The organism is Salinicola salarius (assembly GCF_003206135.1).
Classification (GTDB): Bacteria; Pseudomonadota; Gammaproteobacteria; order Pseudomonadales; family Halomonadaceae; genus Salinicola; species Salinicola salarius.
On the sequence record NZ_PZJT01000001.1, the window covers coordinates 244,444 to 269,618 of the forward strand.

The window sequence follows — 25,175 nt, forward strand, 5'->3', positions numbered from 1 at the left end:
CGTTCTTGTTTGACTAACAGCTGACGCGGCTTACTTGACGAACAGCTGGCGCGGAAAATTGCACAGCGGCTCGGCACCGTTTTCGGTGATCAGGATACTTTCGGTGATCTCGAGCCCCCAGTCGTCCATCCACATGCCGGGCATGAAGTGGAAGGTCATGCCGGGTTCGAGGATCGTCTCGTCGGAGGGACGCAGACTCATGGTGCGCTCGCCCCAGTCCGGTGGATAGCTGATCCCGATCGGATAGCCGCAGCGCGCGCCGCCCCGGTCGAAGCCGTACTTGTCCATCGCCGCGCCCAGCGCCAGCGCGATATCGGCGCAGCGGTTGCCAGGCTTGGCCACCGCCAGCCCGTTGTCGATCCCCTCGAGCAGGGCCGATTCGCCGCGTATGAAGTCCTGCGGCGGCTTGCCGAGGAAGACGGTCCGCGACAGCGGCGCGTGGTAGCGTTTGTAGCAGCCAGCGATCTCGAAGAACGTCCCTTCGCCCTTGCGGAACGGGGTATCGTCCCAGGTCAGGTGCGGCGCGGCGGCATCGCTGCCGGTCGGCAGCAACGGCACGATCGCCGGATAATCGCCGCCGTGGACCGTGCCGTGCTCGTCGGTCCAGCCCTCGGTGCCGACCCGGTAGATCTCGGAGACCAGCTTGCTCTTGGCAAGGCCGGGCTCGATCATCTCGAGGATGCGCGTATGCATGCACTCGACGATTCGCGCCGCCGTGCGCATGTAGGCGATTTCCTGCGGCGACTTGATCGCACGGCACCAGTTGACCAGCGCCGTGGCGTCGACCAGTTGGGCATGCGGCAACTCCTTGAGCAGGCTTACGTAGGCCTTGCCCGAGAAGTAGTAGTTGTCCATCTCCAGCCCGACATTGCCGGTATGCCAGCCATATTCCGGCAGCACCGACTGGGCCAGATATTCCATCGGATGCATGTCCGGGTTCTGGACGTAGTAATCCGGGTAGTAGCGCACGCGTTCGGCGTCCATCCAGCAGGTGCGCCAGGCGCCGTTGGCATCCTGACGCCGGCCGTACCAGACCGGCTCGCCTTCCAGACCCACCAGCACACACTGATGCACATAGAACGACCAACCGTCGTAACCCGTCAGCCATCCCATGTTGGAGGGATCGCTGACGACGAGAACATCGATTCCGCGGCTCGCCATGGAAACGCGCACTTTGTGCAAACGACTGGCGTACTCTTCACGCGAGAAAGGTAAAGAAACCTGAAACATGGAGCCACTCGACTAACGGGACCAAATTGTAGGGACATCGGCGGTCGAGGGGATCGTGCCGGGTGTCCTGCCGCTTGCCAACCGGGTGTGAAATTGTCATGATTTAACTATCAACATTCATGACAATTATCGGTCAATGCATCGAGGACGATAGTAGCATCGTCGCTCAGCGTGCCGTCAAAGGCTTTATTGCATCATGACAATCGATCTGACGCCCTTCCTCGGCGGCCACGGCCCCAAATATCTTTCCATCGCCCGCGCCCTCGCCGAAGCGGTCCGCCACGGCGTGCTGTCTCCCGGTATGCGCCTGCCCACGCACCGCGAGCTCGCCGAGACGCTGGGCGTCAGCGTGCAGACGGTTTCCCGCGCCTACGAGCAGGCCGAGAAGAGCGGCCTGGTGCAGGCCCGGGTCGGCAGCGGCACCTGGATTCGCGATGCCGAAGGCGATTCCGAGAACGAATACCTGCGCGCCCCGGCGGCGGTCACCGATGCGGCGCCCATCGACCTGTCGATCGCGCATCCGGTCTGCCCGCCTTCCCACCATCGGCGCTTTCGCGATGCGCTGGCGGAGCTCGCCGAGACCGCCCACGCCGACGTGATCGGCGCCTGCCGCCCGATCGCCGGCCTGCAGCATCAGCGAGAGCGCGCCAACGCCTGGCTCAAGGAGCGCCTCGGCGTGCCCGGCGAGGCCGACGATCGGCTACTCTGCAACGGCGCCGCCCACGGCCTGATGCTGGCGATCGCCACGGTCGTCCAGCACGGCGATGTCGTGCTGACGGAGACGCTGACCGACCACGGCCTGATCGCGCTCGCGCGCACGCTGGGCTTCCAGCTTCACGGCGTGGCGATCGACGAGCAGGGCGTCATCCCCGAAGCGCTGGAGGCAGCCATCGTGAAATTCCGACCGCGTGCCGTCTGCCTGACGCCGACCCAGCTCAATCCCACCGGCGCGACCATGGAGAACGCCCGTCGCGACGCCGTGGCCGAGATCCTGCTGCGTCACGACATCTGGCTGATCGAGGACGACGTTCACGCGCTGCTGGAACCGCCGGGCCTCAAGTCCCTGACCTCCCGCCTGCCCCAGCAGAGTTTCCATGTCACCAGCCTGACCAAGTCGACCGTGCCCGGGCTGCGCGCCGGTTATCTCACCGTGCCGCGCGGCCAGATGCATCACACCCTGCCGCGCCTTCGCGCCACCAGTTGGATGGCGACCCCGCTGATCTTCGAGCTGGCGGATTACTGGCTGGCCAACGGCATGGTCGACACGCTCGCCCACGAACAGCGCCAGTTGCTGGCGGAACGACAGGCGCTGGCCGCGCGCAAGCTGGCGGGCCATGCCATCGAATCGCGCCCCAGCAGCCTGCATGTGTGGCTGACGCTGCCGGAGCCGTGGCGCGCCGAGGAACTGCAGCAGCAGGCCCGCCAGGAAGGCGTCGCCATCACCACAGCCCAGCCGTTTCTGGTCGAGCAGTCCGCCATGCCGCGTCGCGTGCGCATCAGCCTGGGAGCGGAGCCGGATCTGGCCCGGCTTTCCAGCGGGTTGGACGTACTGAGCCAGTTGCTGGGCGAAGCGCCGCCGCCGATGCTGGAGATCGCGTACTGAGCTGCGAGCGGCGATTTCTTTCGCCGCCCATAACCTGCGATGATGACCGGCTCCAACAAGACAACGGCGACGGAGCCCAGATGCGAGTCCTGATCTACCACAACGACGCCGAGCAATGGCGCGACATCCTGCTCGAACGCCTGCCGAATGCCGAGTTCCACGTCGCGGCGGACAGCGGCAACCCACAGGTGGATTACCTGGTCGCCTGGAAACCGCCGGCCTCGGTGTTCGATGAACAGACGGCGCTCAAGGGCATCGTCAACCTGGGCGCCGGGGTGGACGCCTTGCTGCAGAACCCGTCGCTGCCCCGCGAGATCCCCATAGTCAAGCTGCGCGACGCCGGCATGGGCGAACTGATCGGCGACTATACTCGCTATGGCGTGCTGCATTTCCAGCGCGATTTCGATCGCTACCGGCGTCAGCAGGCGACGAGCGAATGGCGCGAGGTTCCGGTCGTCGGCAAGCCCGACTGGCCTATCGGCGTGCTGGGCCTCGGCGCGATCGGCACCCGTGTCGCGCAGATGCTCGCCGCCGATGGCTACCCCGTCCACGGCTGGAGCCGCTCACCCAAGCGGATCGACGGTATCAGCTGCCATCACGGCGACGACGGGCTCGACACCCTGCTGCGCCAGGTCAAGACGCTGGTCACCCTGCTGCCGGATACGCCGGCCACGCACCACATCGTCAACCGCGACAATCTCGCCAAGCTCCCCGCCGGCGCCAGCCTGATCAACCCGGGGCGCGGCACCCTGATCGACGAATCTGCCCTGCTCGAAGCACTGGGCTGCAAAGAGGGCTACGATGAAGTCGAAGGTCATCTACGGGGCGCACTGCTGGACGCCTTCCCCAGTGAACCGCTGGCGGCGGACAGCCCACTATGGCGACATCCTCGGATCCTGATCACCCCGCACATGGCCGGGCCGACGCCGATCGGCGCCGCCGCCGACCAGGTCGCCGACGCACTGGACGCGATGGCGAAGGGCAAGGCGGTCGAAACCATCGATCCTGAAGCGGGGTATTAGCTTAAGATCGGAAAACAATAAAAATAGCGTGCTAACAATGTGGATTGAGACTTTAGTCTTAGGTAAAATCTCCGATGCTTATTACAGAGGGGTTCGAGGGATGAGTCGAAAAAATGGGGTATCTCGGCCAGTCAGCGCTTTGCTGATACTGATCGGCGCCATTATCACCCTATTAGGGCTAGGGCTCGCGATCGGCGGCGCCATGCTGATCGGGCGAGGAGGCAGTTGGTATTACTTGTTGATGGGCCTGGCGCTGGCCGCCACGGGCATCGAAATCGTCCGCGGTGGCACCAAGGCCTTGGCCATCTATCTGCTGGCCTTCATCGCCACGGTCATCTGGGCGTTCTGGGAAGCAGGGTTGGATTTCTGGGCGCTTCACGCGCGTATATTTACCTTCCTCTGCGCGCTGTTCGTGCTGCTGCTGATTCAGCCACTGATCCTGAAGCGGGCCGGTCGTCAGACCAACAAAGGCATCAGCCTTGGTGCCGCCGGCGTCGCGCTGGTCGCTATCGTCGGCATGACATGGGGCATGTTCCAGCCCCATGGCATCCACAATAGCGTTGCCGCTACCGGCAAGACGCCGGTCACCGATGCCACGCGCCAGCAGAACTGGGATCAATATGGCAGCAACGGCGACCAGAACCGCTTCGCCGCACTGGACCAGATCAACCGAGACAACGTCGACGAGCTGGAAGTCGCCTGGACGTTCCACACCGGCGAAGTGCCGAAAAGCTCCGGCGATTCGAGCCTGGAAGACCAGAACACGCCGCTGCAGGTGGGTAATTCCCTGTACCTCTGCACCGCGTCCAATACGGTCATTTCGGTCAACGCCACCACGGGCGAGGAACAGTGGCGCCACGAATTTCCGACCGACACGAAGACTTGGGTACGTTGCCGCGGTCTGGCCTACTTCGACGCCGATCAGGCGCTGAAGCAGCCGCAAGCACCGAACTCCACACAGGTCACGTCAGTTACCGTTGCGGCCGGCGAAGCCTGCCCGCGTCGTATCTTCATGAATACCATCGACGCACAGCTGGTAGCACTGAATGCCGACACCGGCGAATTCTGCTCGAACTTCGGCGACAACGGTACCATCGATCTGAAACAGAACCTGGGTGCAGCGCAATCGCCGCTGTACTCGATGACGTCCCCGCCGCTGGTGGCAGGCAGTACCGTCGTCGTGGGCGGTCGCGTCGCCGACAACGTAGCGCTGGACATGCCCGGCGGCGTGATTCGCGGCTTCGATGTGATGACGGGTGACCTGAAATGGGCCTTCGACCCGGGCAATCCTTCAGATCGTGACGCCCCGTCCGATGGTTCGATCTATACCCGGGCGACGCCGAACGTGTGGGCGCCGATGACCTATGACGCCTGGTCCAACACCGTTTTCCTGCCGGTCGGCAACGCCGCCATTGACCTGTGGGGCGTGAAGCGAACGCCGGAAGACGAAAAGTATGGCGCATCGATCCTGGCGCTCGACGCGACTACGGGCAATGAAAAGTGGGTCTACCAGACCGTTCATCACGATCTGTGGGACTTCGACGTGCCGATGCAGCCGACGCTGATCGACTTCCCCAATGAAGATGGCTCGACCACACCGGCGCTGACCTTTGGCACCAAAGCGGGTCAGATCTTCGTGCTGGACCGCCTGACCGGCAAGCCGCTGACCAAGGTGATCGAGAAGGACGTCAAGCCCGCGACCATTCCCGGCGAGAACTATGCCCTGAAGCAGCCGCTTTCCGTGGGCATGCCGCAGATCGGCGCGCAGACACTGAAAGAAGCTGACATGTGGGGTGCGACGCCGTTCGACCAGCTGATGTGCCGCTACATCTTCAAGGGCTATCGCTACAACGGGCTCTACACGGCACCGGATACCGACTACTCGCTCTCCTTCCCGGGCTCGCTCGGCGGCATGAATTGGGGTGGCGTTTCCTACGATCCGACTTCCGACACGTTATACATCAACGACATGCGTCTCGGCCTCTACGTTCACATGCAGAAGCAGGATCCGAACGCGGCGGCATCCGACGGTAACGAATCGGTCAATGCCGGCATGGGTGCGGTACCGCTGAAAGGCACGCCCTATTCGGTGACCAAGGACCGCTTCCTGTCCCCGCTTGGCATTCCCTGCCAGGAGCCGCCGTTCGGCACGCTGACCGCTGTCGACATGAAAACGCGCAGCGTCAACTGGGAGGTGCCGCTGGGTACGGTCCAGGACACAGTGCTCTTCGGCCAAAAGATGCATCTACCGATTCCCATCGGGATGCCGACGATCGGCGGTTCGATGACCACTCAGAGTGGCCTGGTATTCTTCGCTGCGACTCAGGATAACTGGCTGCGTGCCTTCGACTCCGCGACCGGCGAACTGGTCTGGAAGGCCCGGCTACCCGTGGGGAGTCAGGGGACGCCGATGTCCTACGTCTCGCCGGAAACGGGCAAGCAGTACATCGTCATCTCAGCCGGCGGCGCTCGCCAGTCACCGGACCGCGGCGACTATGTCATCGCCTATGCGTTGCCGGATAACGATTGAGCCGCTTTATACACTCGAAGGAATGACGGATTTGCGGGAGCCTGATGGCTCCCGTTTTTTGTGGAACCTTCTCCGGCGTTACGCGTCTTGTAAGCTGAATGATTTTTCAGGAGAGACTCATGCCCGGATTGGTACGGCGTACGGTATTCCCGCACCTGCCGATACTGTTGTTTGCGCTGCTGTCAGGATGGCTCGGTAGCAACGGCGCTTTCGCTCAGACCGCGCCGACCCCGTTCACGGCGCACTACCGGCTCGATATCAGCGGCTGGCCGGATGCGACGATCACTCATACCCTGTCGCGCCAGGGCGATGTCTCCTCCCCCGGCGAGGTATGGGAGAGCGACATGCGCGCCAGCATCAAGGTCGCCAGCGGCGAGGAACGCGGCCAGTTCCAACTGGATGGCGACCGGGTGCAGGCGCTGGACTACACCAGCGCCTATTCGCTGGTCGGCATCGGTGATGACTACCATCTGGACAAGAACCAGTTGCAGGCCTTGCCGGATCGCCAGACTGCCCTGTTCGAGCTGTCGAGCGAGGCGCCCGCCGCCCGCTGTGCCAATCCTCAGGTGTCGCCCTGCGAGCTCGACTACCAGAACCACAAGGGCAAGACGGAGCGGCTTTTCTATCGCGTGACCGATCGCAGCGATATCGAGACGCCGGCCGGCACGTTTCCGGGCGTTACCGTGGACACCTGGGACCCGGAGAAGCGCGACCGCCATCTCTACTTCACCTTCCACCGCGAGATCCCGGGCCTGCTGCTGAAGATGCGCTACATCAAGAAGGATGAAGCGCGCAGCCACCTGACGTTGACCGATCTGACACTGGATCGGCCGAGCGACGCCGTGGATGATGTCGCAAGAAGCACTGCCGAGCGATAACCGTTCAGCTCTTCTTCCCTCTTCATCCCACATCCTCTAGAGTCTTTAGCCAATCACGGACGCCGATTCATCGGCGTCCGTTTTTTCGTGGCGCGTCATTGCCGATGCGCTGCAGGTTCGCTCGGGGGAAATCATGCTGCTGGGGCTGTTATGGATATTGCTGCCGTTGATCGTGGGCTATCTCATTCCCGTGCGGCAGACGGGAATTCGTCAGGCCATCGATCGCGGCGTCAGTGCCTCGGTCTACGTGATCCTGCTGCTGATGGGCATCAGCCTCGGCGGGCTCGAGGATCTGCTCGGCCAGCTGTCGCGCATCGGGACGACCGCGCTGACGCTGTTTCTGGTGATCTCGCCGATCAACCTGCTGGCGCTGGCCTGGCTTTCCCGCCGGCGGCTGGCCCGTCGAAAATCGCTGACGGACGGCGAAGGCAGCGCTGCCCCCGCCGGCAAGCTGCAGGCGATGCTGGGCTCGTTGCAGCTGGCGGGCGTGGTGCTTCTCGGCGTCTGTCTCGGCGCGGGCGCCCAGTTTCTGGACTGGCACCTGGCCTCGCTGGCGGAAACGCTGGCGACCTGGGCGCTCTACGCCCTGCTCTTCCTGATCGGCTGCCAGCTGCGCAATTCCGGGCTGGGGCTGCGCCAGATCCTGCTCAACCGGCTGGGGCTGGCCATTGCGGTGACGGTGTTCCTGAGCTCGATGCTGGCGGGGCTGATCGCGGCGCCGCTGCTGCAATTGCCGTGGAATCAGGGCATGGCGATGGCGGCCGGTTTCGGCTGGTATTCGCTGTCGGGGATTCTGATCGGCGACCAGCTCGGGCCGGTGCTCGGCGGCGCGGCCTTCTTCAATGATCTGGCCCGCGAGCTGCTTGCCTTCCTGCTGGTGCCGCTGTTCATTCGGCGCGCCGTGCCGCTGGCGATCGGCTATAGCGGGGCAACTTCGATGGATGTGAGCCTGCCGGTGATCCAGCAATATGGCGGCATCACCTGCGTACCGCTGGCGATCGTCAGCGGCTTTCTGCTGTCGCTGCTGTCGCCGCCGCTGATTCTGTTGCTGCTGTCGTTCTGACCCGCGCTGACGCCGTTCTCTACGACCATGGGCTTAGGGTACTCGCCAACTCCGGCATGATAATCTCCCCCGAAAGTTACCGGTAACACCGGAAGAATAATCGATTTGCGGGGATCGCCATGCCACGTCGTTCTTCAGGACGCGTGACGCTTCAACACATTGCCGACCGTGTCGGCGTCACCAAGATCACGGTATCGCGCGCTCTGCGCGAACCGCATCTCGTCTCCGCGGCGCTGCGACTGCGCATCGAATCCGCCATCGACGAACTCGGCTATATCCCCAATCATTCCGCTGGCGCCCTGGCCAGCGGGCGGTCGCACAGTGTGGCGCTGTTGATCCCCTCGCTCTCCAACGCCGTGTTCTCGGAAATCCAGCGCGGGATCGAGGAGGGGCTGGGCCAGGCCGGCTATCAGGTATTGATCGGCCATACCGGCTACTCGATCCTCGAGGAAGAACGGCTGATCGACACCTACTTGAGCTACGGCGTCGAGGCGCTGATTCTTCCCGGCACCCGCCATACCGACCACGCCTGCCGCCTGCTGACCCGCGCTCGCGTACCGGTGGTCGAGACGCTGGAGCTGACCGAGACGCCGCTGGATATCAATGTCGGGCTCGATCAGCACGAAGCTGGCAAGGCGATGACGCAGGCCTTCCTCGACCGGGGCCACCGGAAGATCGGCTTCCTGGGGGCGCGCATGGATTATCGGGCGCAATTGCGCATGGCAGGGTGGGAGGCGGCCATACGCCAGGCGGGGCTATCGGCCGAGCGCTGCCTGACGACGCCGCATCCGTCTTCCTATCGGCTGGGCGGAGAGATGCTGGCTTCCATGCTGGAGCGCTGGCCGGATCTGGAGGGCATCTTCTGCGGCAACGACGACCTGGCCGCGGGGGCGCTGTTCGAATGCCAGCGACGCCGCCTGAACGTGCCGGATCAGCTGGCCCTGGCCGGCTTCAACGGGCTGGACATCACCGAGGCGACCGCGCCGCCGCTGGCGACGGTCGTCACACCCCGGCGCTGCATTGGGGATACCATCGCCAGGCGCCTGCTGGCACGCCTTCAGGGCGCGCCGCTGCAACCCTCCAGCGAGAACCTGGGGTTCCGGATTCGGCGTGGCGGTAGTCTGTGACCGACGTCACGCCTCCAGACTTCAGCTCTCGGCGGCGAGAAAGCGCTTCTCGAGCCTCAATACCGCTTCGTTGACTACCTGATCGAGGGTGCCGGCGATATCGACGGTGACGGCTTCGTCATCGCCCGGGGCCTCGAGCGTCGCCAGCTGGCTGTCGAGCATCGCTTCGCCCTTGAAGAAGTGATCCTGACGCGACTGAATGCGCTGCAGCAGCAGCTCGCGGCTGCCGGCGAGGTGGACGAACGTCAACGCCTCGTCGCCCTTGCGCAGGGTATCGCGGTAGCGCTTCTTGAGCGCCGAGCAGCCGATGACCAGCGTTTCGCCCTGCGCCCTGGCTTCGGCCAGAAATTCTGCCAATCGCTGCAACCAGCCTGCACGATCACTGTCATCGAGAGGTTCGCCGCGAGACATCTTGGCGACGCTTTCCGGCGAATGATAATCGTCCCCGTCCAGGAACCGCCCGCCCAGTGCGGTCGCCAGCCGCTGCCCGACTTCGGTCTTGCCGCAGCTCGATACGCCCATCACGACGATGCGCTGACTCATCTTTGCGTCCATGACGTTGCCTTCCGATTGATGCATGTATGATTCGTGCCGTTTCGTTTTGCTGACTCGCCTACCGGCCTAAACCGATTCGGCTGCGGTTGTCTCTACACCTTTAGGCGCATTGTTGAGATCCAGCTGTTACCGGTAACATCCATTTTCGCCAACTCCACCGCGAAGCACAACGCCACCAAGGGCGTATATCCCGCCTTGGCGCCGTGTGCTCTGACCAAGGAATTCGTTTGACATGGATAGCCCAACATCCCTGATCCTTGCCGCGCTGGGCAGCATCATCGTGCTGCTCTATCTGGTCATGAAGCTGCGCCTGCATGCCTTCGTCGCCCTGCTCGTCGTCAGTGGCCTGGTCGGGCTGGCCACCGGCATGAATGTCGAGGAACTGCTGGATACCGTCGAGAAAGGCATGGGCGGCACGCTGGGGTTCGTCGCGACCGTCGTCGGCCTGGGTGCCATGTTCGGCAAGATGCTGGAGGTTTCCGGCGGCGTCGATCGGCTGGCCAATACGCTGCTCGACAAGTTCGGCGAGAACCGTTCGCAGTGGGCGATGGGCGTCACCGGCTTTCTGGTGGCGATTCCCGTGTTTCTGGATGTCGCCTTCATCATCCTGGTGCCGCTGATCTACGCCCTGACGCGCCGCACCGGCCGCTCGCTACTCTACTACGGCATTCCGCTGCTGGCGGGTCTCGCCGTGACCCACTCGTTCATTCCCCCGACGCCGGGCCCCATCGCCGTCGCCAAGCTGATCGGTGCCGATCTCGGCTACGTGATCCTGTTCGGCGCCATCGCCGGCCTGCCGGCCATGATCATCGCCGGGCCGCTGTTCGGACGCTGGATCGGCAAGCGCATCGATGCGCAGATCCCCGACTACATGGAGCTGCCGAAGAACGATGTCGATACCACCGGTCTGCCCAGCTTCAAGCTGATCCTGTCGATCATCCTGCTGCCGCTGGCGCTGATCGTGCTCAATACCGTTTCCGGCGTGATCCTGGCGGAAGATAGCCCGGTCCTGGCCGCCCTGACCTTCCTCGGCCACCCGTTCGTGGCGCTGACGCTGGCCACGCTGCTTGCCTTCACGCTGCTGGGCACCCGCCGCGGCATGAAGCGGGAGCAGGTCATGGAAGTCGCCACCAAGGCGCTGGAGCCGGCCGGCATCATCATTCTGGTCACCGGTGCCGGCGGCGTCTTCAAGCAGGTACTGATCGATTCCGGCGTGGGCGAAGTGATGGGCAACATCATGGCCGAAAGCGCCCTGCCCCCGATCCTGCTGGCGTTCCTGATCTCCACGGCGGTGCGCGTGATCCAGGGTTCGGCCACGGTCGCGATGATCACCGCTGCAGGCCTGATGGCACCGGTCATCACCACGCTCAACCTCGATGGCCCGATACTCGGCCTGCTGGTGATCTCGATCGCCTCCGGCGCCACGGTGCTGAGCCACGTCAACGACTCCGGGTTCTGGCTGGTCAACCGCTACTTCGGCCTCACCGAAGCGCAGACCCTGAGAAGCTGGACGGTGATGGAGACCATCATCGGGCTGGTCGGGCTGGTCATGTCGCTGATCATCGGGCTGTTCATCTGACTCGACCCGCCATGCAATACAAGACGCCCGCTGTGGAGAATTTTCCAGCGGGCGTTTTTCATGGCTCGGACGTTTTCATGGACCGAACCGACCTTGGGCCAATGATCTTATGACGTTCCCAGCGCTTCCCGCACCGTTTCCTTCCGCCGTCTGGATAGCTCTTCGCCCAGCGCCGGCCCGCGAAAGCCTTCGTCGAGCAGCGCCTTCGGCACGATCTGCGAGGCGAGTCGCCAGGCCAGCGCCAGATCGTCCGCCAGGCTGCCGTCGTCGTGGGCGACCAGGGCCAGCAAGGGTGCGACCCGTTCGGGGCGGCGCCAGGCGTCGATGGCGTCGAGCCAGGCCATGATCGTGTCGGCACGGTCCGTGTCGACACCGGGCCGCTGCCCGCCGATCTGCTGGCGCAACCGGTAGGATAGCGCCGCCAGCCGCATGGCATCACGGAACGCATTGGGCGCCTTGACGGCGTCGTTGAGCCGGGACTGCTCGTCGTCCTGCAGGTGCTCGCCGAGCCGCGCCCAGCGCCAGAGCGTCAGCGGGTAGGCAGCCGATTCGTCGGGGACGTGCTCGAGTCGCGCCAGCACGTGATCCAACGCTGGCGTCGACAGGGGCGGCATCAGCTCCGCCAGGGCGCCGCAGGATTCCAGCGTCTGGAAATAGGCCGCAGGATCGGCTTCCCCCAGCGCCTTGTGCGTCTCGGTCCAGACGCGCTCGGCAACCAGGTACGACATCTCGCCGCTGTCGGTGAGCTGGCGCATCAGGGTCATCGTTTCCGCGGCGATGGTGAAGCCCAGCTTGCGGTAGCGGGCCAGAAACCGGGCCGCTCGCAGCACCCGCAGCGGGTCCTCGACGAAGGCGGCCGATACATGCCGGAGCTGTCTGGCCTCGAGATCCGCAGCGCCGCCGTAGGGGTCGACCAGTTCACCGGCGGGCGTCTCGGCCATCGCGTTGATGGTGAAATCGCGCCGCGCCAGATCGGCCTCCAGCGTCACGTCGGGGCTGGCGTGGACCTCGAATCCGGTATAGCCACGTCCCTGCTTGCGCTCGGTTCGGGCCAGCGCGTATTCCTCGTGGGTGGCGGGATGCAGAAAGACCGGAAAGTCCCGGCCGACCGACTTGAACCCGCGCTGGCGCATCGCTTCCGGCGTCGCGCCGACCACGACCCAGTCCCGGTCGCCGATCGGCCAGCCCAGGCGGGCATCGCGGACGGCGCCGCCCACGAGATAGACCTCCAGCCCGTCGAGCCTCGGATCGGTTTGAGGGTCGAGACGGGAATCGGATTGCGAGCTCATCGTCCGGCTCCGGGTTGGGTTCGATAAGACAGTCTAGCGCTCGACGCTTTCGGGTCGACGATGCGCCCAGTCCACGAAGCCGCCATCCAGGCTGTAGACCTCGTCGAAGCCCTGGCCCGCCAGCCAGCTCGCGGCCTGCTGGCTGGAGTGACCGTGATAGCAGACCACCACCAGCGGCGTTTCGCTGGGCGTGTTGTCCACCAGTTCCGCCACCGTGGTGTTGTCGAGGTGGCGGCTGCCGGGAATGTGCCCCTGCGAGAAGCTCAGCGGATCGCGGATGTCGACCAGTTGCAATGAGCGCCCCTCGCTCAGCCACTGCGCCAGCGTCGCCGGGTCGAGATGTTGGAAAGACGGGGTTGTCATGGATCGCTCCTTGGGAATCGCTGCGTTGCGCGGTGCTGGAGCGCCAGCCCGGTCGGAATCCTCACCTATACCCCATAGGCTCCGGCTCCTGCGCTCCGTACGTCTTGCGCTTCATCCTGCTCGCCGATTTATTCAGCGTTTCCCTAACATTCAGTGTCGGGATTGGTCTTTAGGGCTGACGCGACGGTTCACTAATGCGCTCGCCACTGTCGAGATCGAGTGCGGTCAATGATCCGCCCCATACGCAACCGGTGTCCAACGCTTGCGCGTTGATTCGCGCTCCCGGCGTCTGCCCTTCCAGCGCCGCCCAGTGGCCGAACAGCAGCGTGAGCCTGCCACCGCCGGCAAGTTCATCGTGACGCGGATAAGTGAACCAGGGCGCGAACCCGGCCGGGGCGCTGTCCAGCCCCTCCTTGGCAGCGAAGTCCAGCGTGCCGTCGTCGGCGATGAAGCGCATGCGGGTAAAGACGTTGACGATGGCTCGAATCCGATCCTCGCCGGTCAGCTCGGGCGTGAACCGGGCAGGACGATTGCCGTACATCACGCTCAGGAACGCATCCACGTCGTCGCCGCGCAGGACCGCTTCCGCTTCGGCGGCGAGTTCGATGGCTTCGGCAAGCGACCACTGCGGCAGCAGGCCGGCGTGGGTCATCACATAGCCATTTTTGACAGGGCTACGCTCGCGATCGGCGACCAGCAGCGGCTGGCCGCGCAGCCATTCGAGCATCTCCGAGCGGTCCGGGGCTTCGAGAATGTCCGTCAGGGTGTCGTTGCGCTTGAGCTTGCCGTGACCACGTCCCACCGCCAGCAGGTGAAGATCGTGATTGCCCAATACCACGCTGGCGGCGCCATCCAGGGCGACGCTCCTGCGCAGGCAGCCGAGCGAGTCCGGGCCGCGGTTGACCAGGTCGCCCGCCAGCCACAGATGATCCCGTGAGGGCGAAAAGTCGAGACGTTCGAGCAGGGTCTCGAATTCGGCGTAACAGCCCTGCAGATCGCCAATTGCGTAGGTCGCCATGCGCTTCCTCGTGTTGATGATGCGATCTCGTATTGATGGCGCGATCGGATTGGCGATTCGATGCCGTTCCAGACGCGGCCGCGAGGGTCGATTCGCCCGCGTCGATCAGTGGATCTGGTTGGGGCCGGCCAGCCGAAACGGCGCGATGGCGACGTCGAAGGAAGCCTGGGTGGACAGATCGATGCAGGTATAGCTGCCCTGCATGACGCCAACGGGGCACTCGATGACCGCGCGACTTGTGTAGCGGAAACTGTGCCCGGCGGTGATCGTCGGCTGCTTGCCGACCACGCCGTTGCCACGCACTTCCTGCACCTTGCCGTGGCCCTGGGTGATCTTCCAGTAGCGCGACAGCAACTGCACGCTGCGGTCGGAATGGTTGTGAACGGTCACCGTGTAGCTGAACACGAAGCGCTTGTCGTTGGGCGACGATTCGTCCTCGCGAAACGCCGGCTCGACGTCGACCGTGATGTCTGGTGTCGCCTCGCTCATGAGGTCTTCTCCGTCACTGGGTGGCTCGTCGCGCTGCCCGTCAGGTGATTGCTGATGGCGACCAGTTCCTCGACGCGCAGCGTCTGTGGGCGTCGGCCGGGGTCGATGCCCAGCGACTCCAGCGCCTCGGCGTCGATCACCCCCTTGAGATTGTTGCGCAGCGTCTTGCGACGCTGGCCGAAGGCCACCCGCACCACGTCGGCGAAATGGGCCTCGTCGTGAGCGGGCGACGGCAGCTCGGCATAGGGCGTCAATCGCACGATCGCCGAGTCCACCTTGGGCTGGGGCACGAAGGCGCCGGGCGGCACGACGAACAGCGATTCGACCGCGCAGTGATACTGGGTCATCACCGACAACCGCCCCCAGTCCGGCCCGCCGGGTTCGGCGGCGAGGCGCTCGACGACCTCCTTCTGCAGCATGAAGTGCATGTCCTGAATGGCGCCGCGCGCAGCCAGCAGGTGGAAGATCAGCGGCGTGGAGATGTTGTAGGGCAGATTGCCCACCACCCGCAACGGTCTGCCATCCTGCTGCGACAGCTCGTGGAAATCGAACTTGAGCGCGTCGCCTTCGTGGATCCTGAAATCGGGGTAGTCGTAGAACTGTACCCGCAGCCCGGGAATCAGGTCGCGGTCGAGCTCGATCACTTCCAGCGCGCCGGCCGCTTCGAGGATCGGGCCGGTCAACGCGCCCTGGCCGGGGCCGATTTCGATCAGGCGATCGCCGCCACGCGGACCAATGGCACGCACGATGCGGGAGATCACCCCCGCATCGCGGAGAAAGTTCTGACCGAAACGCTTCCGGGCACGCGGCATCGGAGAACGGTCGGAGGAGCGTGTAGACATGAAAAGCGAATTCCTTCAGTGAACGCGGGCCGTCATCTGGCGGGCCACCTGCAATGCCACCCGGAGGCTACCCGCGTCGGCCAGGCCGGTGCCGGCAAGGTCGAGCGCAGTGCCGTGATCGACGGAGGTCCGTACCATGCCCAGCCCCAGCGTGATATTGGCGGCCTGTCCGAACCCGGCATACTTGAGCACCGGCAGGCCCTGGTCGTGATACATCGCCAGCACCGCATCGGCGTGATCGAGATGGCGCGGCGTGAACAGCGTATCCGCCGGCAACGGCCCGATCAGGTCGAGCCCTTCTTCGCGCAGCCGGTTCAGTGCGGGCGTGATGACCTCGATCTCCTCGCGGCCCAGATGGCCATCCTCGCCGGCGTGGGGGTTGAGCCCGCAGACCAGGATTCGCGGCGACGCAATGCCGAAGCGCTGTACCAGCTCAGCCGCCAGGATCCGGACGACACGCATCAGGCCGGGGCCGGTGATCGCGCTCGCGACCCGGGAGAGCGGCAGATGCGTGGTGGCCAGGGCGACCCGCAGCGGCCTGGCGGTGCGTTCGGTGGCCAGCATCATCACCACCTCCTCGACACCGCAGGCGTCACGCAGATACTCGGTATGCCCGGTGAAGCCGACATGACCGCCTTCGATGATCGCGCCCTTGTGCAGCGGCGCCGTCACCATGGCATCGGCGATGCCCCGCTGGCAGGCCTCGATGGCGACATCCAGCGTCTTCAGCACGTAGCCGGCGTTGGCGGGATCGAGCTGCCCTGGCGTCGAGGGCGTTGCCAGCGACACCGGCCAGACCGGCAGCCGGCCATTGATCGACGCCGGCAATGCATCGCCGGGGGCGAGAATATCGAGCTCCACCGACCAGCCCAAAAGCCTTGCCCGCTCGGCCAGCAGATCCGGATCACCGACGGCGACCACTGTCGCGTCCAGCTGCTGCCAGTCCCGCGCCGCCGCCAGGGCGAGCTCGGGGCCGATACCGGCCGGTTCGCCGGTGGTCAATGCCAGTACCGGCAACGTCATCAGTTCCGGTCGAGACGGTTGTCTATGTAGGCGCTGGCACGGATTTCCTGCGTCCACGCCTCGAGCTCGTCATTCACCTTGCGCTGGAAGATCGCCTGGCTGGCCTGCTCCCGGCTCATCTGGCCGCTGTCGCCGCCACGGGTCTCGATCAGCTTGACCAGATGGAAACCGCTGGGGCTGCGGATCGGCTCGCTGACCTCTCCCGGAGAGAGATCGGGAATGACGTCGGAGAAAATGGTGGGGATCTGCGCCGACTGACGCCAGCCGAGATCGCCACCCTGCAACGCCTGGGCGTCGTCGGACTCGGCCACGGCGAGCTGCTGGAAGTCGGCGCCATCCTGCAGTTGCTGATAAAGCTTCTGCGCCTCGGCCTGCGCCTGGGTGACCTGATCCGGCGTCGGCGACTGGGGCACGGCGACCAGGATCTGGGCCAGATGATAGGCGATGTTGCTGTTCTCGCTGCGCTGGCTCAGGAACCGATCGACTTCACGGTCCGACACCGTGACCCTGCTCGCGACCCGGCTCTGCTGTACCTGGCGGATCAGCAGCTCGCGCCGAACCTGCTCGCGCACTTCGGCCAAGCTCTGCCCCTGCTGTTCCAGCGTATTGGCGAACTCGTCGAGGCTCATGCCGTTGTTTTCGGCAATGCCGCGCATGGTGCTGTTGAGCTGGGTTTCATCGATGCTCAGGTTGGCATCTTCGGCCATCTGCAGCTCGATCTGCTCGACGATCATGCGATCCAGCACCTGACGCTCAAGCGCCTGCTCCGGCGGCATCGGGATATTGTTGGACTGCAACTGGTCGCGCGTCTGGACGACACGCCTTTCGAGCTGACTGTGCATGATGGCATCGTCGTTGACCACGGCAACGATACGATCCAGCGGCACCACCTCCGCCATCGCGGACAACGGCGACAGCAGCATTACCAGCGCCAGGGGGATCCATACTCTAGGACGCATGCCTACCTCTCTTGCTTTGATGGAGCGGCGAGCCGCCTGGGCTCGCCGTAAACATTGATTGACTGCGATCTCTCGCCGGCCCGGTTTCGTCAGAACTGCGTCGCTTCGTAACCCGGCACGGCCTGCGCGAAGTAGCTGTCGGCTTCCTGACCGACGCCGCCCAGCCCCTTGAACACGAAGCGCAGGAACAGGCCGCGGTCGGTGTAGTCGTCTTCGATAGTGTTGGCAGTGTCATTGTCCTCGACCCACTCGCGCCAGACCACCTGCACCGCGCTGCAGCAGCTGTTGAACTGGACACCGGCCAGGGTTTCCAGATCGCGGCTGTTGGTATTGTCGTAGAGGTAGCGGCCGATCAGATCCAGGGACGACGTCGCCTTGTAGGCGAACGACACGTCGAAATCCTCCCGGTCGTAGCCCAGACGATCCTCCGCATCACCCGAGGGATCGAACCCTTGGAGTTGCCAACGGTAGCCCAGGTTCACTACATGTCCGACCGGACTCAGATACTGGAGGTAAGCCGAGGTTCGTTCGGTGGTGGAACGATCGGGATCGTAGAACCACTCGTAACGCGAGCGCCACTGATCGTTGATGCGCCAATCGAGCTGGGTAATGACCGGCGAACGATCACGGGTGGCGCGATACCAGTCCTCGTAGTTGGTTTCCTTGTCCGGCAAGGTATCCGGATCGCCCTCGATATCGATGTTGCGATCGGAGAAATAGGCACTCTGCCCCACGGAGAGCGACAGCCGCTCACGACCGGTATCGTCCTCGAGGAACCGGGTCGACGCGCCGTAGGAGAGCTTGTTGACGTCGCCCACGCGATCGGCGCCCGTGAACCGGTAAGGCGACCACAGCTGACTCCAGGAGATCGCCCGCTCATCGGTATCGAATTCCGGGAACTCCGACTGGTCGCGCTCGGGCACGTAGGCGTAGTAGAGACGCGGCTCGAAGGTCTGTTTCCAGTCGCTATCGAACAGCGACACGTCGCGCTGGAAGATCAGACCGGAGTCGATCGAGTAGACCGGCACGGTGCGCGACAGGCTCTCGTCGCGGTCGGTATCCCGGTTGCCGTAGTCGAGCTCGTAATTGGTCTGCCAGAGCTGGAAGCGCGGCTCGAGGAAGCCCCAACTGGGCTGGGCACGCCAGCCGATGGCCGGTGTCAGGTTGACGCGCGTACCGTTGGCCGCTTCGCGCAGCAGTATGCGACGCGTGTTGCCGGTTTCCTCGTCTTCCCAGAAGCCGTCGCTGTCGACGCCGTGCAGATCGCGCCAGAAGTAGGTCGCGTTGGAATTCCACTCCTGATAGAAGCCGTTGTCCTGATCCCAGCGCGCATTCGCGGTCAGGCTCGGCAACTGGTAATAGGGCCGGTCATCCTCGTCCAGCGGGTAATCCATCCGCTGGTAGCCCTGCGCCCGCGCATCGAGGTTCCAGGTCGTGCCCTGGTAACTCAGCCGCGCCAGGCGTTCGAGATACTCGGTATCCTGCTCGCCGAAGTCGCGCCCGAAGTCATCGAAGTAGCGCCCGTCGCTCGCGGCGCCGTAGCGCATGGCGTAATCCAGCCGCTCGGTGAACTGCCCGTAGTGGCTGTAATCGACATACCAGCGATCCTCTCCCTCGAATGCATCGTGGGGGTCGTTGGGATTGTCGCTCTCGCCACCGTTGTCGTTGGGCAGGTAGGAACCTTCGATCGAGCCCTGATCGCTGCCGAACAGGTAGCGGAATTCGCCGCCCAGCATGAAGCCGTGATCGGAGATGACCCGCGGCGTGATCGTGGCGTCGTAATTGGGTGCCAGGTTGAGATAGTAGGGCTGGCTGTAATCGAGACCGTCGCTGGAGATCCCCATCGTCGGCCACAGAAAACCGCTTTGACGCCGATCGTCGATGGGAAAACGCACCCACGGCCAGTAGAAGACGGGGACGTCTCCCATTTCCAGCCGCGCGTTGGACGCCGTGCCGAAACCCTGCTCGCGATCGATGGTGACGTCGCTGCCTACCAGGCGCCATAGCCGGCTATCCGGTGCGCAGGTGGTGAAGCTGGCTTCGGTCATGCGATAGCGGCCATCGGCGAGACGCTGCATCGACTGCGCGTCGCCTCGAACCCGTTGATCGTGAACCACGTAGTGCGCGTCATCGATACGCGCGGCATCGCTATCGAGCGATACCTGGCCTTCTTCGCCACGTACCAGCATGCCCGGATAGCGAATGGCCAGCGGCCCGTCGGCGAATGCCGTGTCGCGCGCGGCATTGACGCGAACCCGCGGCGATTCCAGCTGGCTCTCGCCGCGCCGCAGCACGACGTTCCCGCCCAGGATGGTTTCACCGTCGTTGCCGTACAGAGCCGATCCCGAGTCGGACAGCACCTCTTCGGGGGTCTTGCCTTCGGGCAGCAAATAGCCCGGTTCGATATAGCGGCCACCACACAGGGCGCCGGCCGGCGCTTGATCGCCCCATGGCGCCCAATCCAGTTGATCCGCGGGTAACGGTGCGGGGGGCGCCGCCTGGGCCGTCGATGAAATCAGGCCAGTCAGGGCAGTCCAGACCAGTCGCTTGCCCATGTCCTCTGTGTCCTTGCCGAGTGGAGTCGGTATTATACAGACCTCGACGGGAGTTGCCGCGAAGCCATTCCTTGTTGAACCGTCCGAGTGTCTACCGCGTCCATTACATCGAATTCGACGGCACCTTTCGATTTGGCGATGCGGGCCAAACGCGGCACACTGCTCGCCAGCCGTTCGATGTCTCGCCGTCGCGCTCGAAAACGTATCGCCCTGCACCCGATCGATGCATCGACGACTCGCACGGCGCACCCAGATTAGGGCCCAGCATGCGGTGCCATCTCCGGCCCGTCAACTCGCCACGCGAGCTGGCCGCGGCGACGCATCGACACGCCCTATCATCACGACCGGAAGCCTGCATGACCTTGCGCCTCGACTCCCTTCGTCACTGGATCGCCACCCAGCACCATCTTTCACCCGATGAATGCCGATGGGAAGCGGTCGCCGGCGATGCCAGCCTGCGCGGCTACTGCCGTGTCACCTTTCCCGACGCCACCACCCGGATCGTCATGGATGCGCCGCCGGCATTGGAAGATAGCGGCCCCTTCGTGGCCATCGGCCGGGAATGGCACGCCGCAGGGCTGCCGGTGCCAACGATCCATGCCGTCGACCTCGAACAGGGATTCATCGAGCTCGACGATCTCGGCAATGATAGCCTGCATCACCATTTTGATACCGATGCCGGCGCGCGGGCGGGCACCGCGCAGGCGCTCGACCTGCTCGACGCCATCGAACAGCGCGCACCGTTCTCCTCGTTGCCGCGCTACGAGCCCGCGTTTCTCGAGGAAGAGATGGACCGCTTCCCCGACTGGGGCCTGACGCGCTGGCTCGGGATCGAAACGCCGCCACAGTGGCCGGAGGTCAAGCGCCATCTGCTCGACAGCATCGCCAGACTCCCCACCGTCGCCGTGCACCGCGACTTCGACGCCATGAACCTGATGATCCGTGAGGACCGGCTGTGGATCATCGATTTCCAGGGCGCGCTGGCCGGGCCGCTCGGCTACGATCTGATTTCGCTGCTGCGGGGGCGCTACCATCGCTGGTCGCGCCAGCAGATGGACGACTGGATCGAAGGCTTCCGCCAGCGCTGCCTCGCCGCGGGGCGCATCGCACCTGACATCGACGCCCGAGCGTTCCGCACGAGCGTCGAGGCGATCGGCGCCCAGCGCCAGTTCAAGATCCTCGGCCAGTTCTGCCGGCTCTGCCTGCGCGACGGCAAGCCGCGCTATCTCGAATGGCTGCCCCACTTCTACGCGCATCTCGACGACGGACTGGAAGCACTGCCCGCCCTCGGCGACTTCCACGCCTGGCTACGTGAAAGCTATCGCCCGGCCATGGAAGCGCGCCTGGCCGAGCACCGCGCGGCCAACGGCGGCGGAGGCGACTCATGAAGGCGATGATTCTCGCCGCCGGCCTCGGCACCCGCATGCGCCCGCTCACCGACCACTGCCCCAAGCCGCTGCTGCCGGTCGCCGGCAAGCCACTGATCGTCCATCATCTCGAACGCCTGGCAGCGGCGGGGATTCACGACATCGTGATCAACGTCAGCTACCGAGCGCAGCAGATCATCGATGCGCTCGGCGACGGCGACCGTTATGGGGTCTCGCTCACCTTCAGCGTCGAAGAGACCCCGCTGGAAACCGCCGGCGGCCTGCGCAAGGCGCTGCCCGCGCTCGGCGAAGCGCCTTTCGCACTGGTCAACGGCGACGTCTGGACGGACTTCCCCCTCGAGCGGCTGGCATTGGCCGAAGGCGACCTGGCCTCGCTGGTGATGGTGGACACCACCGATTTCCACCGTCGCGGCGACTTTCACCTCGATACCGACGGCCGCCTGCATGCCGAAGGCGAACCGCGCCTGATCTACGCCGGCCTGGGCGTCATCCGCCCTCAACTGGTTGCCGATCTGCCGATCGGCACGGTCGCCAAGCTGGCGCCGCTGCTGACCGAGGCCATGCAGGCGGGCCGTGTCGGCGGCTGGCACCATCGCGGCGACTGGGTCGATGTCGGCACTCCGGAACGGCTGGCCGAACTGGAAGCCAGGCTGCGGTCATGACGGCGCGGACATCACCAGCAAGCGCCGGGAATGTTATCCTGCCCTCATCGATCAACACGTGATTCGACAACGAATCCCCAGCAAGGAATTCTCCTCATGAAAGCCACAGTCAAATGGACCGACGGCCGCCAGTTCGTCACCGAATCCGGCAGCGGCCATAGTGTCGTGATCGACGGCAACCCGGACCACGGCGGCCGCAACACCGGCCCACGTCCGATGGAAATGGTGCTGATGGGTCTCGGGGGCTGCACGTCGTTCGACGTCATCCAGATTCTCGAAAAGGCCCGCGCCAACGTCACCGACTGCGTCGCCACCCTGGAAGCCGAGCGCTTCGACGGCACCCCCAGCGTGTTCACCAAGATCCACGTCCACTTCGTCGTCACCGGCAAAGGGCTGAAGGATGCCGTGGTGAAGCGCGCCGTCGACCTCTCCGCCGAGAAATACTGCAGCGCCTCGCTGATGCTCGCCAAGGGCGGCGTGGAAATCACCCACTCCTACGAGATCGTCGAGGCGTAAGACGCGAGACGCGAGACGCGAGACGCGAGACGCGAAGAGCAGGCTCCTGCCGCAAACGCAAAATGCCAGCGATGCTTATCGCTGGCATTTTCGTTATATGCCCCATCTCCACCTCATTCTCCCCTCCCCATCCTGCCCACCAATTTCTCCTCGATTTTCCCGTTTACCCTCCAGTTACAATATCGCCGGCCGATATTCGAAAGAAGCCATTTACGCCATAGCGCGACAAGATTTGTCGCCCTTTCTTGCTAGCGTGAGATGACTTTCATTTACGAATCGAAAGGTCTGTGAGTGTCACAAGCTAAAGATACCATCGCCCGTCTGCTGACGTTGTTACGTCACATTCCCCGCGCACCCGGCTATATCGCCACGACTACCTTGCTGGAAAAATTGCGCGACCGCGGGTTTTCAGTCGACATGCGTACCGTGCAGCGTGATCTTAATCGACTCTCGAGCATGTTCTCCTTGATGTGTGACGAGCGCGTAACGCCCTATCGCTGGAGCTTCACCAAGGACGCCTCACTGGATCTCAGGGACATTGACCCATCCGCTGCCCTGGCCCTCTACCTGGCGGAAGGCCACCTGACATCTCTACTGCCTCAAAGCGTGCTCGATCTACTGGCACCGCAATTTCGTCGCGCGCGCGATTATCTCGATGGTCTTGAAGAAAATGGTCTAGCCGACTGGGCGCGTCGGGTGCGCACCAAACCCAATGGCAAGGCCCTGCAACCGGCACAGGTGGATAGTGCCGTATGGCAGGCCGTGTCGATGGCGCTGCTGGAACGCCAATGCCTGAAAGTCAGTTACCTCAGCCGCAGCAAGGAAACGCTCAAGGAACTGATGATTCATCCGGCAGGGTTCGTCTCCCGCCACTCCATCAGCTACCTGCTTGCCACCGTCGAAGGCTACGACGACCCGCGCCAATTCGCCCTGCACCGTATTCAATACGCGGAATGCCTCGACACACCGGCAAAAGAACATGCCACGTTCGATATCGACGAATTCCTGAGCAACGGATTCAACAATCCGACTCCTGTAACGGAAGTCGAACTGGTTGCCGATGTTTCCCCATCGATCGCCTGGCTTTTGAGCGAAACCCCATTGAGTGCCGAACAACGGCTGGAAGCCCTGCCAGACAGCGACTGGTATCGGCTGCACGCCAAGGTGCCGGACGATCAGGAAACCCTGTGGTGGGTGTTTGGGTTGAACAGCAATATTCGGGTGCATGAGCCGGAAGCGTGGATGGAGGAGATTAAGCAACAAGTCGCCCAGATGGGCAATTTCTATTCCTGCCCACATGATGGGAAACCACATTGACTACAAATAAAGCGAATCCTTCAGTGGCTTATCGCCCATTCAACATACTCGTTCTCGCGACCATGAGCGCCGGAAAAACCTCATTTATCAATGCGCTGATTGGTGAAGAACTGCTGCACTCTGCCAATGAGGCCACCACCGCATGTATCACCACGCTTGAGCACGATAGCGAGAGGGATTCCACCAGCGCTTGCTGCTATGCCGATAACGGCGACTTGCTGGAGACAATAGAAAATATACAGGCTGACCAGACAAAAGTATGGAACAGTGATCATCAGGTTAAAAACATCGTTATACGTGGAAACTTCAATATCCATTGCCGCCCTGCGCAAGGCTTGGTAGTCCATGATACGCCGGGGCCGAATAATAGCCAGGATGAACGTCACGGCCAACTGATGCTGGAGTCCATTCGGAACATCCCATTCGATATGGTATTTTACATTCTGAATGCCACCCAACTCGGCACCCATGATGACAGCCAGCTTCTATCCATGGTCAAAGAGGAATTTGATCGTTTACAGCGACCATGCAAGGTTGCCTTTATTCTGAATAAAGTCGATCAACTGGACCCTGAAAAAGGCGAATCTATTTACAGTTATGTCGAGCAAGCCAATGACTACCTTGCCAGCGCCGGCTTTGCCGATCCCATAATCATCCCCATGATCGCCAATGCAGCACTTTATGCCAGAAAAGAGCTGTCAGGCGTGCCTCTTTCCAGAAAACAACGTCTCGAACTAGCGAATTTCAAGGAAGCCTGCCAACAAGACCCTTATGCTCTGCTCAAGGCTGCACGTATACCTATCATCACCAGCGAAAACGTTAAAAATCAGATTCAATTAACGACTCAAAATATTTCTGCCAGTTATTTCAGAAATAATGATCTTCACCTATTGATTCCGTATAGCGGATTGACGACAGCAGCTATAGTTATTGACCAGGAGCGGGCTAAAATCGCACGGATTTCTACCAGAAAAACAGCCCAGGAAAAAAGAAATAAAATACAAGGCATTAGGGTTAATAAGATTGAAATTACCCACAACCCTTTTACGATAGATACCCAGTTCACTATTAACGGCCAAGTGCCTGCGCCTAGCTGCAAACTGTCCAGCTATACCGAGTCACGTCTACAGATTTGGGTCGAAGACCTATTCGACGAGTTGAGCGAGC

Annotated in this window: 22 protein-coding genes; 12 read left to right on the top strand and 10 right to left on the bottom strand. The window is 63.2% G+C overall.

Annotated features, from left to right (window positions below; all coding sequences use genetic code 11):
- Positions 1-30: 30 nt before the first annotated feature.
- Positions 31-1,230 (bottom strand): ectoine hydrolase DoeA, encoded by a 1,200-nt coding sequence (doeA, locus tag DOM32_RS01065; RefSeq protein ID WP_071231394.1) that lies wholly within the window; start codon positions 1,228-1,230, stop codon positions 31-33.
- 196 nt (positions 1,231-1,426) lie between these two features.
- Between doeA and ehuR the strand changes: the two genes are divergently transcribed.
- The 6 genes from ehuR (at position 1,427) to DOM32_RS01095 (ending at position 9,453) form a co-directional block, all read left to right on the top strand.
- The gene (gene ehuR / locus DOM32_RS01070) at positions 1,427-2,833 is read left to right on the top strand and encodes a MocR-like ectoine utilization transcription factor EhuR (RefSeq protein WP_110630417.1); all 1,407 of its coding nucleotides are present in this window, start codon (positions 1,427-1,429) and stop codon (positions 2,831-2,833) included.
- Positions 2,834-2,913: 80 nt separating this feature from the next.
- Complete coding sequence (locus DOM32_RS01075) at positions 2,914-3,855, top strand: 2-hydroxyacid dehydrogenase (RefSeq protein ID WP_110630419.1); 942 nt, start codon at positions 2,914-2,916, stop codon at positions 3,853-3,855.
- Positions 3,856-3,955: 100 nt separating this feature from the next.
- Positions 3,956-6,385: a membrane-bound PQQ-dependent dehydrogenase, glucose/quinate/shikimate family gene (locus DOM32_RS01080; RefSeq protein ID WP_110630421.1), complete on the top strand. Its 2,430-nt coding sequence runs from the start codon at positions 3,956-3,958 to the stop codon at positions 6,383-6,385.
- 119 nt (positions 6,386-6,504) lie between these two features.
- Positions 6,505-7,263: a hypothetical protein gene (locus DOM32_RS01085; protein ID WP_110630423.1), complete on the top strand. Its 759-nt coding sequence runs from the start codon at positions 6,505-6,507 to the stop codon at positions 7,261-7,263.
- Positions 7,264-7,396: 133 nt separating this feature from the next.
- Complete coding sequence (locus tag DOM32_RS01090; RefSeq protein ID WP_110630425.1) at positions 7,397-8,326, top strand: LysO family transporter; 930 nt, start codon at positions 7,397-7,399, stop codon at positions 8,324-8,326.
- Positions 8,327-8,445: 119 nt separating this feature from the next.
- On the top strand, positions 8,446-9,453 hold the full coding sequence (locus tag DOM32_RS01095) for a LacI family DNA-binding transcriptional regulator (protein WP_208625275.1): 1,008 nt from the start codon (positions 8,446-8,448) through the stop codon (positions 9,451-9,453).
- 21 nt (positions 9,454-9,474) lie between these two features.
- On the opposite strand, the gene DOM32_RS01100 is transcribed toward DOM32_RS01095, so the two are convergent.
- Positions 9,475-10,032, bottom strand: coding sequence for a gluconokinase (locus DOM32_RS01100; protein WP_244179751.1), 558 nt, complete (start codon positions 10,030-10,032; stop codon positions 9,475-9,477).
- A 208-nt stretch (positions 10,033-10,240) separates the two neighbouring features.
- Between DOM32_RS01100 and DOM32_RS01105 the strand changes: the two genes are divergently transcribed.
- Positions 10,241-11,587, top strand: coding sequence for a GntT/GntP/DsdX family permease (locus tag DOM32_RS01105; RefSeq protein ID WP_071231388.1), 1,347 nt, complete (start codon positions 10,241-10,243; stop codon positions 11,585-11,587).
- A gap of 107 nt (positions 11,588-11,694) precedes the next feature.
- Here the strand turns inward: DOM32_RS01105 and DOM32_RS01110 are convergent, their stop codons facing one another.
- The 8 genes from DOM32_RS01110 to DOM32_RS01145 form a co-directional block, all read right to left on the bottom strand.
- Entirely contained in the window at positions 11,695-12,876 is a 1,182-nt protein-coding gene (locus DOM32_RS01110; protein WP_110630430.1) for a tRNA nucleotidyltransferase/poly(A) polymerase-related protein, read from the bottom strand.
- A 33-nt stretch (positions 12,877-12,909) separates the two neighbouring features.
- Positions 12,910-13,239, bottom strand: coding sequence for a thiosulfate sulfurtransferase GlpE (gene glpE / locus DOM32_RS01115; RefSeq protein WP_071231386.1), 330 nt, complete (start codon positions 13,237-13,239; stop codon positions 12,910-12,912).
- A 169-nt stretch (positions 13,240-13,408) separates the two neighbouring features.
- On the bottom strand, positions 13,409-14,257 hold the full coding sequence (locus tag DOM32_RS01120; protein ID WP_110630432.1) for a symmetrical bis(5'-nucleosyl)-tetraphosphatase: 849 nt from the start codon (positions 14,255-14,257) through the stop codon (positions 13,409-13,411).
- 105 nt (positions 14,258-14,362) lie between these two features.
- The gene (gene apaG, locus DOM32_RS01125; RefSeq protein ID WP_071231384.1) at positions 14,363-14,746 is read right to left on the bottom strand and encodes a Co2+/Mg2+ efflux protein ApaG; all 384 of its coding nucleotides are present in this window, start codon (positions 14,744-14,746) and stop codon (positions 14,363-14,365) included.
- On the bottom strand, positions 14,743-15,588 hold the full coding sequence (rsmA, locus tag DOM32_RS01130) for a 16S rRNA (adenine(1518)-N(6)/adenine(1519)-N(6))-dimethyltransferase RsmA (RefSeq protein ID WP_110630434.1): 846 nt from the start codon (positions 15,586-15,588) through the stop codon (positions 14,743-14,745). Before rsmA ends, apaG begins: the two co-directional genes overlap by 4 nt.
- A gap of 15 nt (positions 15,589-15,603) precedes the next feature.
- Entirely contained in the window at positions 15,604-16,611 is a 1,008-nt protein-coding gene (gene pdxA, locus DOM32_RS01135) for a 4-hydroxythreonine-4-phosphate dehydrogenase PdxA (protein ID WP_110630436.1), read from the bottom strand.
- Positions 16,611-17,570 (bottom strand): peptidylprolyl isomerase, encoded by a 960-nt coding sequence (locus tag DOM32_RS01140; protein ID WP_110630438.1) that lies wholly within the window; start codon positions 17,568-17,570, stop codon positions 16,611-16,613. Before DOM32_RS01140 ends, pdxA begins: the two co-directional genes overlap by 1 nt.
- 89 nt (positions 17,571-17,659) lie before the next feature.
- Complete coding sequence (locus tag DOM32_RS01145; protein WP_110630440.1) at positions 17,660-20,125, bottom strand: LPS-assembly protein LptD; 2,466 nt, start codon at positions 20,123-20,125, stop codon at positions 17,660-17,662.
- Between the two features lie 356 nt (positions 20,126-20,481).
- Here DOM32_RS01145 and DOM32_RS01150 point away from each other — a divergent pair, with 356 nt between their 5' ends.
- From DOM32_RS01150 to DOM32_RS01175, 5 genes are all read left to right on the top strand, one after another.
- Positions 20,482-21,513: an aminoglycoside phosphotransferase family protein gene (locus DOM32_RS01150; protein ID WP_110630442.1), complete on the top strand. Its 1,032-nt coding sequence runs from the start codon at positions 20,482-20,484 to the stop codon at positions 21,511-21,513.
- Entirely contained in the window at positions 21,510-22,175 is a 666-nt protein-coding gene (murU, locus tag DOM32_RS01155; protein ID WP_110630444.1) for an N-acetylmuramate alpha-1-phosphate uridylyltransferase MurU, read from the top strand. The genes DOM32_RS01150 and murU overlap by 4 nt, the downstream gene beginning before the upstream one ends.
- Positions 22,176-22,271: 96 nt before the next feature.
- Positions 22,272-22,691 carry an OsmC family protein gene (locus DOM32_RS01160; RefSeq protein WP_110630446.1) on the top strand — a complete coding sequence of 140 codons (420 nt, stop codon included), beginning with the start codon at positions 22,272-22,274 and terminating at the stop codon, positions 22,689-22,691.
- Positions 22,692-22,982: 291 nt separating this feature from the next.
- A complete protein-coding gene (locus DOM32_RS01165) occupies positions 22,983-24,008 on the top strand; it encodes a helix-turn-helix transcriptional regulator (protein ID WP_110630448.1) in 1,026 nt (341 codons plus the stop codon).
- On the top strand, positions 24,005-25,175 hold a 1,171-nt coding region (locus tag DOM32_RS01175; protein ID WP_157956996.1), incomplete at its 3' end, for a dynamin family protein. The genes DOM32_RS01165 and DOM32_RS01175, both read left to right, overlap by 4 nt.

Coding starts and splice junctions, on each gene's coding strand:
- doeA (WP_071231394.1), bottom strand. CDS start 1,230: ATGTTTCAGGTTTCTTTACCTTTCTCGCGTGAAGAGTACGCCAGTCGT.
- ehuR (WP_110630417.1), top strand. CDS start 1,427: ATGACAATCGATCTGACGCCCTTCCTCGGCGGCCACGGCCCCAAATAT.
- DOM32_RS01075 (WP_110630419.1), top strand. CDS start 2,914: ATGCGAGTCCTGATCTACCACAACGACGCCGAGCAATGGCGCGACATC.
- DOM32_RS01080 (WP_110630421.1), top strand. CDS start 3,956: ATGAGTCGAAAAAATGGGGTATCTCGGCCAGTCAGCGCTTTGCTGATA.
- DOM32_RS01085 (WP_110630423.1), top strand. CDS start 6,505: ATGCCCGGATTGGTACGGCGTACGGTATTCCCGCACCTGCCGATACTG.
- DOM32_RS01090 (WP_110630425.1), top strand. CDS start 7,397: ATGCTGCTGGGGCTGTTATGGATATTGCTGCCGTTGATCGTGGGCTAT.
- DOM32_RS01095 (WP_208625275.1), top strand. CDS start 8,446: ATGCCACGTCGTTCTTCAGGACGCGTGACGCTTCAACACATTGCCGAC.
- DOM32_RS01100 (WP_244179751.1), bottom strand. CDS start 10,032: ATGCATCAATCGGAAGGCAACGTCATGGACGCAAAGATGAGTCAGCGC.
- DOM32_RS01105 (WP_071231388.1), top strand. CDS start 10,241: ATGGATAGCCCAACATCCCTGATCCTTGCCGCGCTGGGCAGCATCATC.
- DOM32_RS01110 (WP_110630430.1), bottom strand. CDS start 12,876: ATGAGCTCGCAATCCGATTCCCGTCTCGACCCTCAAACCGATCCGAGG.
- glpE (WP_071231386.1), bottom strand. CDS start 13,239: ATGACAACCCCGTCTTTCCAACATCTCGACCCGGCGACGCTGGCGCAG.
- DOM32_RS01120 (WP_110630432.1), bottom strand. CDS start 14,257: ATGGCGACCTACGCAATTGGCGATCTGCAGGGCTGTTACGCCGAATTC.
- apaG (WP_071231384.1), bottom strand. CDS start 14,746: ATGAGCGAGGCGACACCAGACATCACGGTCGACGTCGAGCCGGCGTTT.
- rsmA (WP_110630434.1), bottom strand. CDS start 15,588: ATGTCTACACGCTCCTCCGACCGTTCTCCGATGCCGCGTGCCCGGAAG.
- pdxA (WP_110630436.1), bottom strand. CDS start 16,611: ATGACGTTGCCGGTACTGGCATTGACCACCGGCGAACCGGCCGGTATC.
- DOM32_RS01140 (WP_110630438.1), bottom strand. CDS start 17,570: ATGCGTCCTAGAGTATGGATCCCCCTGGCGCTGGTAATGCTGCTGTCG.
- DOM32_RS01145 (WP_110630440.1), bottom strand. CDS start 20,125: ATGGGCAAGCGACTGGTCTGGACTGCCCTGACTGGCCTGATTTCATCG.
- DOM32_RS01150 (WP_110630442.1), top strand. CDS start 20,482: ATGACCTTGCGCCTCGACTCCCTTCGTCACTGGATCGCCACCCAGCAC.
- murU (WP_110630444.1), top strand. CDS start 21,510: ATGAAGGCGATGATTCTCGCCGCCGGCCTCGGCACCCGCATGCGCCCG.
- DOM32_RS01160 (WP_110630446.1), top strand. CDS start 22,272: ATGAAAGCCACAGTCAAATGGACCGACGGCCGCCAGTTCGTCACCGAA.